The organism is Zhihengliuella sp., assembly GCF_031178195.1.
Classification (GTDB): domain Bacteria; phylum Actinomycetota; class Actinomycetes; order Actinomycetales; family Micrococcaceae; genus Zhihengliuella.
Genome location: NZ_JAPSJL010000002.1, coordinates 306,719 through 320,075 on the forward strand (window position 1 = coordinate 306,719; position 13,357 = coordinate 320,075).

A 13,357-nucleotide genomic window follows, 5' to 3' on the forward strand; every position below is an offset into this window, starting at 1 on the left:
GTGTGGGGACCGCCCAGTATGAACTCTGGGGAGGCACCGACTAGCCTTGGGGTATGGCCGAATTTATCTACACCATGACCAAGGCTCGCAAGGCCGTTGGCGACAAACTCATCCTGGACGACGTCACCATGTCGTTCTACCCCGGCGCCAAGATCGGCGTCGTCGGCCCGAACGGAGCCGGCAAGTCGACCATCCTGAAGATCATGGCCGGCCTCGACACGCCGTCCAACGGCGAGGCACGCCTGTCTCCCGGCTACAGCGTGGGCATTCTTCTGCAGGAGCCGCCGCTGAACGAGGAGAAGACAGTCCTCGGGAATGTCCAGGAGGGCGTGGGCGAGATCTACGAGAAGATCACCCGCTTCAACCAGATCTCCGAGGAGATGGCGCAGCCCGACGCGGACTTCGACGCCCTCATGGAGGAGATGGGCAAGCTTCAGGAGGAGATCGACGCTGCCGACGCGTGGGACATCGACAGCCAGCTCGAGCAGGCCATGGACGCACTGCGCTGCCCGCCGGGCGACGCTCCGGTGACCCATCTCTCCGGTGGCGAGCGCCGCCGTGTGGCCCTCTGCAAGCTGCTGCTGCAGAAGCCCGACCTCCTCCTCCTCGATGAGCCCACCAACCACCTCGACGCCGAGTCCGTCCTCTGGCTCGAGCAGCACCTGGCGTCGTACCCCGGTGCCGTCCTGGCCGTGACCCACGACCGGTACTTCCTCGACCACGTCGCGGAGTGGATCTGCGAGGTCGACCGCGGCCGCCTGTACCCCTATGAGGGCAACTACTCGACGTATCTGGAGAAGAAGCGGGAGCGGCTCGCCGTCCAGGGCAAGAAGGACGCCAAGCTGGCCAAGCGCCTGGCCGACGAGCTCGACTGGGTCCGGTCCTCGTCGAAGGGTCGCCAGACCAAGTCCAAGGCCCGTTTGGCCCGTTACGAGGAGATGGCCGCGGAGGCCGAGCGCACCCGCAAGCTGGACTTCGAGGAGATCCAGATCCCGCCGGGACCGCGCCTGGGCAGCCAGGTCATCGAGGCGACCGACCTGCGGAAGGGTTTCGGCGACCGGATCCTGATCGACGGTCTCTCGTTCTCGCTGCCGCGCAACGGCATCGTCGGCGTCATCGGCCCCAACGGCGTCGGAAAGTCGACGCTGTTCAAGACGATCGTCGGGATGGAGGACCTCGACGGCGGCGACCTGAAGATCGGTGAGACGGTCAAGATCTCCTACGTCGATCAGAACCGCACGGGGATCGACCCCAACAAGTCGCTCTGGGAGGTCGTCTCCGACGGTCTCGACTACATCCAGGTCGGCAACGTCGAAATGCCCTCGCGAGCCTACGTCTCCGCCTTCGGGTTCAAGGGCCCGGACCAGCAGAAGCCGGCCGGCATCCTCTCGGGCGGTGAGCGGAACCGCCTCAACCTGGCGCTGACGCTGAAGCAGGGCGGCAACCTCCTGCTCCTCGACGAGCCGACCAACGACCTCGACGTCGAGACCCTCTCCTCGCTGGAGAACGCGCTCCTGGAGTTCCCCGGCTGCGCCGTCGTCGTCTCTCACGACCGCTGGTTCCTCGACCGTGTGGCGACCCACATCCTGGCCTTCGAGGGCACCGACGAGAACCCGGCCAGCTGGTACTGGTTCGAGGGCAACTTCGACTCGTACGAGGCCAACAAGGTCGAGCGCCTCGGCGCCGACGCGGCCAAGCCGCACCGCGTCACCCATCGCCGCCTGACCCGCGACTAGTCGACGCGGCTCCGCCGCGGAACACGAAGTGCCAGCACCCTGGCGGTGCTGGCACTTCGCGTTCCGGGCAACGATCGTCCTCAGCGCCGCCGTTTGTCGAGCCGACGGACGGCCGCCTTGGCGACAGAGAGCTTCGCGCGCTCCAGCACCGTCGTCTCCCGGAACTCGGGCAGGCGGACCATGCCCTCCTGCGCCACCGAGGCGACGAGCTGCCCCTCCTGGTAGAATCGGCCGGTGCTCAGGCCGCGAGCGCCGGAGGCGCTGGGGCTCTCCTGGACGTAGAGCATCCACTCATCGACCCGGACCGGGCGGTGCCACCACATGGCATGGTCCAGGCTCGCGACGCTCATTCCGGGCGTGACCCAGGAGACGCCGTGGCGCCGGAGGATCGACTCCAGGAGCGTGTAGTCGCTCCCGAAGGCCAGCGCGGCCCGGTGCAGCGCCTGCTCTCCGGGCATCGGTCCGAGCGTCTTCATCCAGACCGCGTTGGTCGCCTGCCGCTCGCCGCCCTCGGGTGCGTGGAGGTAGATGGGCTCCTGCACGTGCCGGATATCGAAGGGCCGGTTGAAGGCCCAGTCCTGAGCGGCCGGGTGGTCGATCCCGCCGAGGATGTCGGCGGTCGTCGGCAGCGTTTCCGGCGCCGGCAGGCCGTCGGGCATCGGCGCCTGGTGCTCCAGTCCCTCGGCCTCCGTATTGAAGGACGCGATCATGGAGAGGATCGGCTGGCCCTTCTGATAGGCGTGGACGCGCCGGGCGGAGAACGACCTGCCGTCGCGGAGGCGTTGGACGCCGAAGGTGATGGGCTCTGACGCATCGCCCGGACGGAGGAAGTAGCCGTGCATGGAGTGGACCGGCCGGTCGGACTCCACGGTGCGGGTCGCTGCGACGATCGACTGGGCGAGCACCTGCCCGCCGAACACGCGGTGGTGCGGCTGCTCGGGGCTGACGCCCACGAAGATGTCCTCGTCAGTCCGGATCCCGTCGCTCTGGAGGTCCAGCAGCGCCTGGAGTCCGGACGAATCACCTATTCGCACCTGGTTGCAACTCCTCGTAGTTTCTGGGCCAGTTGGTCCGGCCCGTCCCACCGGGCGCAAGGCGGCCCGGAATGAGTCAGACAGTATCCGCGCCCCGGGTTACCGACAAGTAGGGCGCATGGCGCGTTGGCCACAGAACGGCTTGACGCGCCCCGGGGTGACAGGATGGTTGCATGCAACGCCTCGATCGTCTCGCCCTCGCCGACCCCGACACCATCACCGACCTGCGCACCCTGCTGGGCCGGGCCCGGACCGTCCAGGACGGAGAGGTCGCCCTGGTCGCCCGCGGTCAGGCGCTGGCCGTCTACGTGCCCGCGCTCGTGCCGGAGGGACTGGGCAGCGGCACGCCGACGGTCCTCGGCATGCGGGCCTTCCGGCTGGCGGAGTCCGCCGAGGGGACCTGGGTGTTCCCGCTCGGCGCGGTGACCGATCGACTCGCGCGCATGAGCCCGCTCGACACGGTGCTGCAGCTGCCCCCTGCCGAGACCCCTGCCTCCTGGGCCGGTGTCCTGCCCCCCATCGGCAGTTGGGAGGACCTGGGGGAGTACGATGCCGAGGCCCTCCGCGCCGTCGCCGAGTCCGGCATGCGCGCCGTCGCCGAGGCGCTTCCCGCCAATTCGGGCCGCCCGGTGGTCGCCTCGGTGCGCTCCCGCGTCTGGGCGGCACCGTGCGAGCTCAAGCCCGTCCCGGAGTTGCCCGCCGGGGCCGCGTTCGCCGCTCAGACCCTCGGATTCCTGCCGCCGGCCGGACCGGTGAAGGTTCTGCGCAGCGGCCTCTGGCACCGGCTCTCCACGGCGGCCGGGCAGGTGCTGGTCCGCCAGGGCGCCGCGCTCTGAGCCAGGCGCGTCGGGGACAGGCAACTCCGAAGGAGGCGCCGAGGGGTGCGCCTCGTCCGTACCGCCTCCCCGGTCCGGGCGCGATGGGGCTCAGAGCAGCCGGAGCCCCTGGGAGTGGGGCTGGTCCGGCGTGTTGACCAGGGAGTGCGCGGCCCGCTCGAGGTAGTCCCAGAGGACCTCGTGCTGCAGAGGGGGCAGCTCCAGCGAATCGACGGCCGTACGCATGTGCTCGAGCCACTTGTCGCGCGCCGCGGAATTGACCTTGTAGGGCATGTGCCGCATGCGCAGACGTGGGTGTCCGCGGTTCTCGGAATAGGTGGTCGGCCCGCCCCAGTACTGCTCCAGGAAGAGCTGCAGCCGCTCGGTCGCGGGCCCCAGGTCCTCCTCCGGGTACATCGCCCGGAACTCCGGGTCGGCGGCCACTCCCTCGTAGAACTTGGCGGCCAGGCGTCGGAAGGTCTCCTTGCCGCCCACCTGGGCGTAGAACGTCCCGGCGTACTCGTCGGCTCCGGCCGCGGCGTCGTCCGCTGCGGTCTCCGCGGCGACCGGCTCGTGCTCCACCGGGAAATTCACGCTCCGGGCGATGAAGCAGACGCGGTTCGCCTCGGCGTGCAGAGAGTCGGCCAGCTCGCGCTGGCCCTCGTCCGCGAGCACGACGCGGGGCCGCAGCACCGCCCCTGTGAACTCGCCGCTGCCGTCCCGGTTCAGCCGCAGCGTCCCCGCGGCGTCGTCCGAGTAGCCGGTCACGACCACCTCGTGCTTCACCGCGATATGGAGGTAGGAGAGCATGTGGCACTGGCTCAGGGCGGCCAGCAGCAGCTGCTCCGGATTCCACCGGTCCTTGTCACCGTGGAAGGTCGGGTCGGCGGTGCCGGGGAGGTCGGGCAGGCCCGCCGCGCGGACCACGTGGTCCCGTCCGTACGAACGGTAGTCCCTGGTGCCTGCCTCGCGGGCGCCGGTCCATTCGAGGCTGATCTCGTAGGTGTGCTGGCTCAGATCCATGCCTTAAACCTACGCCGGATGGGCCCGCCTGGTCGCGGCGGCGCGTCACGGCGGTTCCGCGCGCGCCGCCGGTCCAGACGTCCGGTGGCAGTGGTCCCGGTGCCGGCCGCCGCTACTCGCCGCGGTCGGCGCGCCGTGCCCGCAGCGCCCGGGCCACGGCGTCGCGGTTCTCGAGCATCAGCCGGCGCAGTGCGGCCGAGTCGTCGTCGAGGCGGCCGAGGAACGCGTCCGTGGCCTCCAGGGTCGATTCGGAGACCTGCGCCGCCGGGTAGAGGCCCACCACGATCTGCTGGGCGATCTCGTAGCTGCGCTCCTCCCAGACCTTCCCGGCCGAAGCGAAGTACTCGTCGGCGAAACCGGCGATCAGGGCGGCGTCGTGCACCCGGTTGAAACCGGCGATCGCCTGCCGCTGGTGCGTGTTGGACAGCTCCCGGCCGTGCACGACGGCGTCGAACGCAGTGCGCTTGGCCTCCGGCGTCGGGACGGCGGCGCGGGCGAGCGCGGCGTTCAGGGCCCCATTTGCGGTGTCGTCCCGCTTCAGCTCGGCGTCGATCTCCGCCGTCCCGGCGCGGGCGCCGGCGACCAGTGCCGTGAGCAGCTCCCAGCGCAGGTCCGCATCGATCTCGAGACCCGCCAGGGGCGTCTCGCCCGAGAGCAGCGCCGCCACGGCGTCGAGCTGGTCGGCCGAACGGGATCGCAGGGCGAAGGCCTTGGCGAGCTGGAGCTGGTGATCGGAGCCGGGGGCGGCCGCGCGCGCCAGCGCCCACAGCCGATCCGCAGCCTCGACCGAGGCGGCCGGGGCGTGGTCAGGGTCGAGGTAGTAGTCGAGCACCGTGCCGAGCTGGCGCAGCAGGACCAGGACCACGGACGAGTCGGATTCCTCGGCGATGTTGTTCAGCACCAGCTCGACGAAGTCGCGTCCGCGGGTCTCCCCGTCGCGGGCCGCGTCCCAGGCGGCACCCCACACCAACGTTCGCGGCAGCGACTCGCGGAAATCCTTCAGGTGCCTCAGCGCCGTGGCCTGGGAGACTTCGTCGAGCCGGATCTTGGCGTAGGCCAGGTCGTCGTCGTTGAGCAGGATGAGATCCGGGCGCCTCCGGCCGACCAGACCGGGCACCGGCGTGGACTCCCCGGCGACGTCCAGCTCCTCGCGGTGCGTCCGCACCAACTCGCCGTCCACGAGGTCGTAGAAGCCGACGGCGAGGCGGTGGGGGCGGATCGTGGGGTGCTCCGCGGGCGCGGACTGCTCGATCGAGAACGACGCGAGGACGCCGTCGTCGTCCGTCTCGAGACGGGGGACGAGCTTGTTCACGCCGGCCGTCTCGAGCCAGAGCCGGCTCCACTCAGTCAGCTCGCGCCCGGAGGCGTCCTCCAGCTCGGTCATCAGATCGGCCAGCTCCGTGTTGCCGAAGGCGTGCTTGCCGAAGTAGGCGCGCACGCCGGCCATGAACTGCTCCTGGCCCACCCAGGCGACGAGCTGGCGCAGGACCGAGGCTCCCTTGGCGTAGGTGATCCCGTCGAAATTGACCTGCACGTCCTCCAGGTCACGGATCTCCGCGACGATCGGGTGCGTGGTCGGCAGCTGGTCCTGGCGGTAGGCCCACGACTTCTCCATGGACGCGAAGGTGGTCCAGGAGTGCGTGAACTCGGTGTTCTCGGCCGCAGCGAGGGTGGACATGAACTCCGCGAAGGACTCGTTGAGCCAGAGGTCGTTCCACCAGCGCATGGTCACCAGGTCGCCGAACCACATGTGCGCCAGCTCGTGCAGGACCGTGATCGCGCGGCGCTCCACCATGGCGTCGGTGGGCCGGGAGCGGAAGACGTAGTTCTCCAGGAACGTGACGGCCCCGGCGTTCTCCATGGCCCCGGCGTTGAACTCCGGGACGAACAGCTGGTCGTACTTCGGGAACGGGTACGGCGTGCCGAACTGGGCCTCGAAGAACTCGAAGCCGCGCCGGGTGAGCTCGAAGATGTTCTCGGCGTCGAGGTGCTCCATGAGCGAGGCGCGGGCGAAGACCCCCAGGGGGATGGTGCGGCCGTCGGAGCTGGTCAGCTCGCTGCGGACTGCGCGGTAGGGGCCGGCGATCAGCGCTGTCACGTAGGAGGACATGCGCAGCGTGGGCTCGAACCGCCACGTGCTGGCGCCGTCTGCTGCGGCCTCGGGCTCCGGCGTGGGGGAGTTGGACACCACGTCCCAGTGCGACGGCGCGGTCACGGTGAACTGGAACGTGGCCTTCAGGTCCGGCTGCTCGAAGACGGCGAACATGCGCCGGGAGTCCGGGACCTCGAACTGCGTGTAGAGGTAGACCTCGTCGTCGACCGGGTCGACGAAGCGGTGCAGGCCCTCGCCCGTGTTCGTGTAGAGTCCGTCGGCGACGATCCGCAGCTCGTTCTCCGCGGCGAGGGCGGGCAGCTGAATGCGGACGCCGTCGGAGAGCTCCGCGGGGTCCAGCTCCACGTCGTTGAGCGTGATCGAGTGGACCGCGTCGGTCACCGCGTCGATGAACGTCGAAGCGCCCTCGCGTGCGGCGAACCGCACCGTGGTGGTGGACCCGAAGACGCGGTCGCCGCGGGTCAGGTCCAGCTCGACGCTGTACGCGTCGACGGAGACGAGGCCGGCGCGCTCGCGCGCCTCCTCGCGGGTGAGATTCAATCCGGGCACGGTGCCTCCTGGTCGGCGGTGTCTAGCAGCAACGATCTGAAAGAGTCGTTGGATAACAGCCCTAGTCTGTCACCTGTGGAGTCTATTGGCCTAGGGTTGTCGTGAAATGGACGCCCCCGAACAGGAGCCCGGATGAGCACCCCCTTCACAGCGACGCACGACCTCTACATCGCCGGTGCCGGTGCCGGCGCGGTCGATCGGTTCGAATTCGACGCCGCGACGGGCCGTTTCTCCGATCCGGGGGAGAGCTATCCGGCCGCCAAGGTCCGTGCCCTGGCCGCGACCGCGGACGGCCGCCTCCTCTACGCGGGCCTGACCACCGACCCGCCCGTCGCGCAGGCGTTCACCCGGGGCCCCGACGGTGCGCTGAGCCCGCTCGCCACCGCGAGGCTCGGTGACAGCACCGCGTACATCGCCCTCGCCGCCGACGACTCCGCGCTGTTCAGCGCGTCGTACCACGCGAGCTCGGTCCACCTGCTGGAGATCGACGACGACGGCGTTCCAGTCCCGCCGCCGGTCGAGGCGCCCGCAGTGGGGGAGAAGGCGCACTCTGCGCTGCCCTCGCCGGACGGCCGCCACGTCTACGCGGCCTCCCTCGGCTCGGACGCCGTCGTCGTCTACCGGCGTGCCGCGCGGGGACTGGAGGAGGTCCAGCGCGTCGCGGCCCCGGCGGGGTCGGGGCCGCGGCACTCCCGGTTCGATCCGGCCGGCCGCCGCCTCTACGTCCTGCACGAGATGTCCGGCCTCGTCGCGGTCTACGACCGAGACGCCGAGTCCGGCGAGCTCACCGAGCGCCAGCAGATCTCCTCGATCCCGGACGAGCTCGGACTCACCCCCGGGTTCGCCCGGGAGCCCGGCGGGCCGACCCCGGGCCCCGATGCCATCTGGTGCGCCGACCTCCACTTCGGCTGCGCCGGACGGTTCCTCTACACCACCGAGCGGTCCAGCTCGACGGTGACCGGCTTCGCCGTCGATCTCGGGAGCGGCGAGCTGGCCTACGCCGGCACCTGGCCGACGCAGCAGCAGCCGCGCGGGGCCGCCGTGGTCTCCGCCGAGGACGGCGACTACCTCCTGGTCGCCGGAGAGGCCTCGGCGACGCTCGGCGCCTACCGGCTGGAGCCGTCGACCGGGGCCCCCGCCGAGACGGACGCGACCCGTACGAGCGAGGGGCCGCTCTGGGTCACGCCGGTCGCCCGATAGGCCCGGCCCGCGGGTCCACTCGGTAAGGTGGTGGGGACCCGCCCACGCACCGAGAACGAAGAGGACTATGCGCGTACACATCGCCACCGACCATGCCGGCATGGAGCTGAGCGCCCACCTGGTGGAGCATCTGGCCGCCCAGGGATACGAGATGGTGGACCACGGCCCCCGGGAGTACGACGCCGAGGACGACTACCCGGCGTTCTGCATCGACGCCGCGGAGGCCGTCGTCGCGGACCAGGCGGACGGTGTGCAGGCCCTCGGCATCGTGCTCGGCGGCTCCGGCAACGGCGAGCAGATCGCGGCGAACAAGGTCAAGGGCGTCCGCGCGGCGCTCGCCTGGAACCTCGAGACGGCCAGGCTCGCGCGCGACCACAACGACGCGAACGTCGTGGCGGTGGGGGGACGCCAGCACAGCCTGGAGGAGGCGACGGCGATCATCGAGGCCTTCCTGGCGGAGCCGTTCTCCGGTGCCGCGCGGCACGCACGGCGCATCGGCAAGATCGCCACCTACGAGCAGACCGGCGAGATCGTCCGCTAGCGTGCCCGAAGGACATTCGATCCACCGCCTGGCCCGCCAGTTCACCGACGTCTTCGGCGGCCGGCGCGTCGCCGTGACGAGCCCGCAGGGCCGGTTCGCCGACGGCGCGGCACGGTTGGACGGGCGCACCCTCCTGCGCGGCAGCGCACATGGCAAGCAGCTGTTCGTCGAGTTCGACGGCGGGCTCCACCTCCGCGTGCACCTCGGCCTCTACGGGGCCTTCAGCTTCGGTGGCGACGAGCAGTTCGCCGGCGCGTCGAGCATCGGTGCCCCGCGCCGGATCGGCGAACGCGAGGACCTCCCGGCCGAGCCGGCGGTCTACCGCGGCCCGCCGGAGCCCGTCGGGCAGGTCCGGGTCCGGCTCGTGACCGAGCACGGATGGGCGGACCTGCGCGGTGCCTCCGTGTGCGAGGTGCTGACCCCTGCGGAGGTCGACGCCGTGCGCGCCCGGCTCGGGCCCGACCCGCTGCGGACCGCCGACGAAGGCCGCGCCGCCGCGTTCCACCGCCGCCTGCGCACTCGGACGGGCATCGGCGTCGCACTGATGGATCAGTCGCGCGTGGCGGGGGTGGGCAACATCTACCGGGCGGAGAGCCTCTTCCGGTGCCGGATCGATCCCCTGCGGCCGTCCGCGGAACTGGATTCCGGGCAGCTGGACCGGCTCTGGGACGACCTCTGCGAGCTGATGGCCGCAGGCGTGCGGGAGGGCCGGATCGTCACGACCGACCCGGCGGACCGGCCAGACCCGCAGCTCCCGGTCTGGCCGGAGCAGGCCTACTACGTCTACCAGCGGGCCGGGCGGGAGTGCCGGCGCTGCGGGAGTGTCGTCCAGGTGGCCGAGGTCGCCGGCCGGAAGCTCTACTGGTGCCCCGGCTGCCAGGGCGACTGAGCGGCGGGACCGCAGTTACGACGCGACGACCGGCGATTTGGCGGCCATCTGCGGCGACTGCTAATCTTCTGCAGTCGGAACCGGGAATCACCGGTTTCTCGCGGGGATGTAGCTTAATGGTAAAGCCTCAGTCTTCCAAACTGATGACGCGGGTTCGATTCCCGTCATCCCCTCGCATTTCCTGACCACGCAGCACCAGAAGCGGGGCGCCCCCGCGGCCCGCAGCTGGCGGTTGAGGCCGGACCTCTCGACGGCCCCGCCCCCTGGGCTCGCGCGGCACCGATGATTCGCGGATGGCGCGAGTGTCTGCGTAGACTGGCTCTTGCACTAAATTCGGGGTGTAGCTCAGCTTGGCGAGAGCGCGCGCTTTGGGAGCGTGAGGTCGCAGGTTCAAATCCTGTCACCCCGACTCTGTATATGGTCGTCCCCTCCGGTTCCGCGAGGGGCGGCCGTCGACCAGAGCCCCCACGACACCGAATCCATTTCAGGAGAAATACGCTGTGAAGAGCGCCGTCGAAAATCTCAGCCCCACCCGGGTCAAGCTCAACGTCGAGGTTCCGCTGGCCGAGCTTCAGCCAAGCATCGACGCCGCCTACAAGTCGATCTCGCAGCAGATTCAGGTGCCGGGCTTCCGCAAGGGCAAGGTCCCCAACGCGCTCATCGATCAGCGCGTCGGCCGCGGCTATGTCATCGAGACCGCCGTCAACGAGTCGCTCAACGGGCTCTACCAGAAGGCCATGACCGAGAACGAGCTCGTGCCGCTCTCGCGCCCGGAGGTCGAGGTCAACGAGCTCCCCGGCCTCGAGAAGGACGCCGAGGGCCAGCTGACCTTCGCCGTCGAGGTCGACATCCGCCCGAGCATCGAGCTGCCGGACTACGCCGGGCTCGAGGTCCAGGTCGACGCCGCCGAGGCGGGCGACGAGGACGTGCAGAAGGCCCTCGACGAGCTGCGCGGCCGCTTCGGCACGCTGAAGTCCGTCGATCGCCCGGCCGGCGACGACGATTTCCTGACGATCGACCTCACGGCGACCGTCGACGGCGAGGAGGTCGACTCCGCTGCCGACCTCTCCTACCAGGTGGGCTCCGGCACCATGCTGGATGGCATGGACGAGGCCGTGAAGGGTCTCTCCGCCGGCGAGGACGCCATCTTCGAGACCACCCTCGCCGGTGGCGAGCACTCCGGCGAGACCGCCGAGGTCAAGGTGGTTGTGAAGGCCGTCAAGGAGCGCGAGCTCCCCGAGGCGAACGACGACTTCGCGCAGCTGGCCTCCGAGTTCGACACCATCGACGAGCTGAAGGCCGACCTCGCCAAGCAGGCCGCCGAGGGCAAGATCACCGAGCAGGGCGTCCAGGCGCGCGACCTGGTCCTGGACAAGCTCCTCGACCTCGTCGAGGTCCCGGTCCCCGACTCCGTCGTCGACGACCAGGTCGAGCAGCACTTCTCCCAGGGCGAGCACAGCGAGGGCGACGAGCACGACACCGAGGATCACCGCGCCGAGGTCCGCGAGAACACGGCCAAGGCCTTCAAGAACGAGCTCGTCCTCGACGCCGTCGCCGAGAAGGAGGAGGTCACGGTCGAGCAGTCGGAGCTGATCGACTACATCGTGCAGACCGCCTCCCAGTACGGCATGGACCCGAACCAGTTCGCGCAGATGCTCGACGGCGCCGGCCAGGTCCCGATGATCGTCGGCGAGGTCCGCCGCCGCAAGGCGCTGGCCAAGGTGCTCGAGCTGGCCAAGGTCACCGACACCAACGGCAACGAGGTCGACCTGACCTCCTTCGTCCGCCCGCAGGGCGAGGACGCAGCCGAGTCCGCCTCGTCGTCGTCCTCCGCTTCGTCGGCGTCCGCCGAGAGCGCCGAGTAGCACCCACCACCACTGCGGCGACCGGCCGCAGCCCGGGCGGGCCCGGAACGCAGACCGCGTTCCGGGCCCGCCCGCGGCGTTTCCGGCGGCGCCCCCGCGCCGATGCGCCCACAGCGAACTACCGGCCGGGCCGCCACCGGGCGCGTGCGCCAGGCAGTAATGTCGGAAACGAGTTCAAGCGATCCACGGAGAGGCATTCGAGCATGACTGAGGAATCCCTGACCCCCGCAATGTCGTCGGTCGACCCGGCGAGCCGGGACGACTACATCTACAACCGGCTCCTCAAGGAGCGCATCATCTGGCTCGGCTCCGAGGTCCAGGACGAGAACGCGAATGCGATCTGCTCGCAGCTGCTCCTGCTCTCGGCCGAGGACCCGGACAAGGACATCTACCTCTACATCAACTCGCCGGGCGGCTCCATCACGGCGGGCATGGCGATCTACGACACGATGCAGTTCATCCCGAACGACGTCGTGACCGTCGCGACCGGCCTCGCCGCATCGATGGGCCAGTTCCTGCTCTCGTCGGGCACCAAGGGCAAGCGGTACGCCACGCCCAACGCCCGGATCCTCATGCACCAGCCCTCCGGCGGCATCGGCGGCACGGCCTCCGACATCCGGATCCAGGCGGAGCTGATCCTGCACATGAAGAAGGTCATGTCCGAGCTCACCGCGGAGCAGACCGGGCAGACCGTCGAGCAGATCCTCAAGGACAACGAGCGCGACAAGTGGTTCACGGCGAAGGACGGCCTCGAGTACGGCTTCTTCGACCACATCGCCGAGCACTCCTCCTCCGTCTCCGGCGGCGGCGGGATGACCAGCTGACCACCGCGCGCACTGCCCGTCTGACACAGATCCCCAGGAGATGAATATGAACTTCAATGGCTACGGCGGCGCCGGCGAGATGCCCTCCGCCCGTTACATCCTGCCGCAGTTCGAGGAGCGGACCCCCTACGGCTTCAAGCGCCAGGACCCGTACGCGAAGCTCTTCGAGGACCGCATCGTGTTCCTCGGCGCGCAGGTCGACGACGCGTCCGCGGACGACATCATGGCGCAGCTGCTCGTCCTGGAGTCCATGGACTCGGAGCGCGACATCACGCTCTACATCAACTCGCCCGGCGGATCCTTCACGGCGATGACCGCCATCTACGACACGATGCAGTTCATCCGCCCCGAGGTGCAGACCGTGTGCCTGGGCCAGGCGGCCAGCGCCGCGGCGGTGCTCCTCGCCGCAGGCGCCCCCGGCAAGCGGCTGGCACTGCCCAATGCGCGCGTCCTGATTCACCAGCCCGCCCTCGGCGGCGGCGAGCGGGGGACGGCGAGCGACCTGCAGATCCAGGCCGAGGAGGTCATGCGCATGCGCACGTGGATGGAGCAGGTGCTGTCCCAGCACAGCCACAAGACGCCGGAGGAAGTGTCCCGGGACGTCGAACGGGACCTCTACATGACCGCGGCCGACGCCAAGACGTACGGACTCGTGGACGAGGTGCTGGACTCCCGCAAGATCAAGCCGCAGGCCATCCAGAGCTAGCAGTCACCGCCGGCCGGGAGGCGAGGCAGGGGGCGGACCGTCACAATGCACCACGGTCCGCC

Annotated in this window: 11 protein-coding genes and 2 tRNA genes; 10 read left to right on the forward strand and 3 right to left on the reverse strand. The window is 69.9% G+C overall.

Annotated elements, in window-relative coordinates; all coding sequences use genetic code 11:
* Nucleotides 1-53: 53 nt before the first annotated feature.
* The gene (gene ettA, locus RIN46_RS04055; protein ID WP_309079856.1) at nt 54-1,736 is read left to right on the forward strand and encodes an energy-dependent translational throttle protein EttA; all 1,683 of its coding nucleotides are present in this window, start codon (nt 54-56) and stop codon (nt 1,734-1,736) included.
* A gap of 80 nt (nt 1,737-1,816) precedes the next feature.
* Here the strand turns inward: ettA and RIN46_RS04060 are convergent, their stop codons facing one another.
* The gene (locus tag RIN46_RS04060) at nt 1,817-2,770 is read right to left on the reverse strand and encodes an acyl-CoA thioesterase II (protein ID WP_309079855.1); all 954 of its coding nucleotides are present in this window, start codon (nt 2,768-2,770) and stop codon (nt 1,817-1,819) included.
* Nucleotides 2,771-2,943: 173 nt separating this feature from the next.
* Here RIN46_RS04060 and RIN46_RS04065 point away from each other — a divergent pair, with 173 nt between their 5' ends.
* On the forward strand, nt 2,944-3,606 hold the full coding sequence (locus RIN46_RS04065; protein ID WP_309079854.1) for a hypothetical protein: 663 nt from the start codon (nt 2,944-2,946) through the stop codon (nt 3,604-3,606).
* Between the two features lie 90 nt (nt 3,607-3,696).
* Here RIN46_RS04065 and RIN46_RS14310 read toward each other — a convergent pair whose 3' ends face one another.
* Complete coding sequence (locus tag RIN46_RS14310) at nt 3,697-4,608, reverse strand: OsmC family protein (protein ID WP_375141829.1); 912 nt, start codon at nt 4,606-4,608, stop codon at nt 3,697-3,699.
* Between the two features lie 112 nt (nt 4,609-4,720).
* Complete coding sequence (pepN, locus tag RIN46_RS04080) at nt 4,721-7,270, reverse strand: aminopeptidase N (RefSeq protein WP_309079853.1); 2,550 nt, start codon at nt 7,268-7,270, stop codon at nt 4,721-4,723.
* A 132-nt stretch (nt 7,271-7,402) separates the two neighbouring features.
* Between pepN and RIN46_RS04085 the strand changes: the two genes are divergently transcribed.
* From RIN46_RS04085 to RIN46_RS04120, 8 genes are all read left to right on the forward strand, one after another.
* The gene (locus tag RIN46_RS04085) at nt 7,403-8,470 is read left to right on the forward strand and encodes a beta-propeller fold lactonase family protein (protein ID WP_309079852.1); all 1,068 of its coding nucleotides are present in this window, start codon (nt 7,403-7,405) and stop codon (nt 8,468-8,470) included.
* 67 nt (nt 8,471-8,537) lie between these two features.
* Complete coding sequence (locus RIN46_RS04090; RefSeq protein ID WP_309079851.1) at nt 8,538-9,011, forward strand: ribose-5-phosphate isomerase; 474 nt, start codon at nt 8,538-8,540, stop codon at nt 9,009-9,011.
* Nucleotide 9,012: 1 nt separating this feature from the next.
* On the forward strand, nt 9,013-9,900 hold the full coding sequence (locus tag RIN46_RS04095; protein ID WP_309079850.1) for a DNA-formamidopyrimidine glycosylase family protein: 888 nt from the start codon (nt 9,013-9,015) through the stop codon (nt 9,898-9,900).
* A gap of 102 nt (nt 9,901-10,002) precedes the next feature.
* A tRNA-Gly gene (locus RIN46_RS04100) sits at nt 10,003-10,073 on the forward strand.
* Between the two features lie 161 nt (nt 10,074-10,234).
* Nucleotides 10,235-10,309 (forward strand) — tRNA-Pro (locus RIN46_RS04105).
* A gap of 91 nt (nt 10,310-10,400) precedes the next feature.
* Nucleotides 10,401-11,765 (forward strand): trigger factor, encoded by a 1,365-nt coding sequence (tig, locus tag RIN46_RS04110; RefSeq protein WP_309079849.1) that lies wholly within the window; start codon nt 10,401-10,403, stop codon nt 11,763-11,765.
* A gap of 230 nt (nt 11,766-11,995) precedes the next feature.
* Complete coding sequence (locus RIN46_RS04115; protein WP_309080123.1) at nt 11,996-12,589, forward strand: ATP-dependent Clp protease proteolytic subunit; 594 nt, start codon at nt 11,996-11,998, stop codon at nt 12,587-12,589.
* Between the two features lie 40 nt (nt 12,590-12,629).
* The gene (locus RIN46_RS04120; RefSeq protein ID WP_375141828.1) at nt 12,630-13,295 is read left to right on the forward strand and encodes an ATP-dependent Clp protease proteolytic subunit; all 666 of its coding nucleotides are present in this window, start codon (nt 12,630-12,632) and stop codon (nt 13,293-13,295) included.
* Nucleotides 13,296-13,357: the final 62 nt, after the last annotated feature.

Excerpts from the sequence above, each read along its gene's own strand:
- RIN46_RS04065 (WP_309079854.1), top strand. The coding sequence starts at position 2,944 with ATGCAACGCCTCGATCGTCTCGCCCTCGCCGACCCCGACACCATCACC.
- ettA (WP_309079856.1), top strand. The coding sequence starts at position 54 with ATGGCCGAATTTATCTACACCATGACCAAGGCTCGCAAGGCCGTTGGC.
- RIN46_RS04090 (WP_309079851.1), top strand. The coding sequence starts at position 8,538 with ATGCGCGTACACATCGCCACCGACCATGCCGGCATGGAGCTGAGCGCC.
- RIN46_RS04085 (WP_309079852.1), top strand. The coding sequence starts at position 7,403 with ATGAGCACCCCCTTCACAGCGACGCACGACCTCTACATCGCCGGTGCC.
- RIN46_RS04115 (WP_309080123.1), top strand. The coding sequence starts at position 11,996 with ATGTCGTCGGTCGACCCGGCGAGCCGGGACGACTACATCTACAACCGG.
- RIN46_RS14310 (WP_375141829.1), bottom strand. The coding sequence starts at position 4,608 with ATGGATCTGAGCCAGCACACCTACGAGATCAGCCTCGAATGGACCGGC.
- RIN46_RS04120 (WP_375141828.1), top strand. The coding sequence starts at position 12,630 with ATGAATATGAACTTCAATGGCTACGGCGGCGCCGGCGAGATGCCCTCC.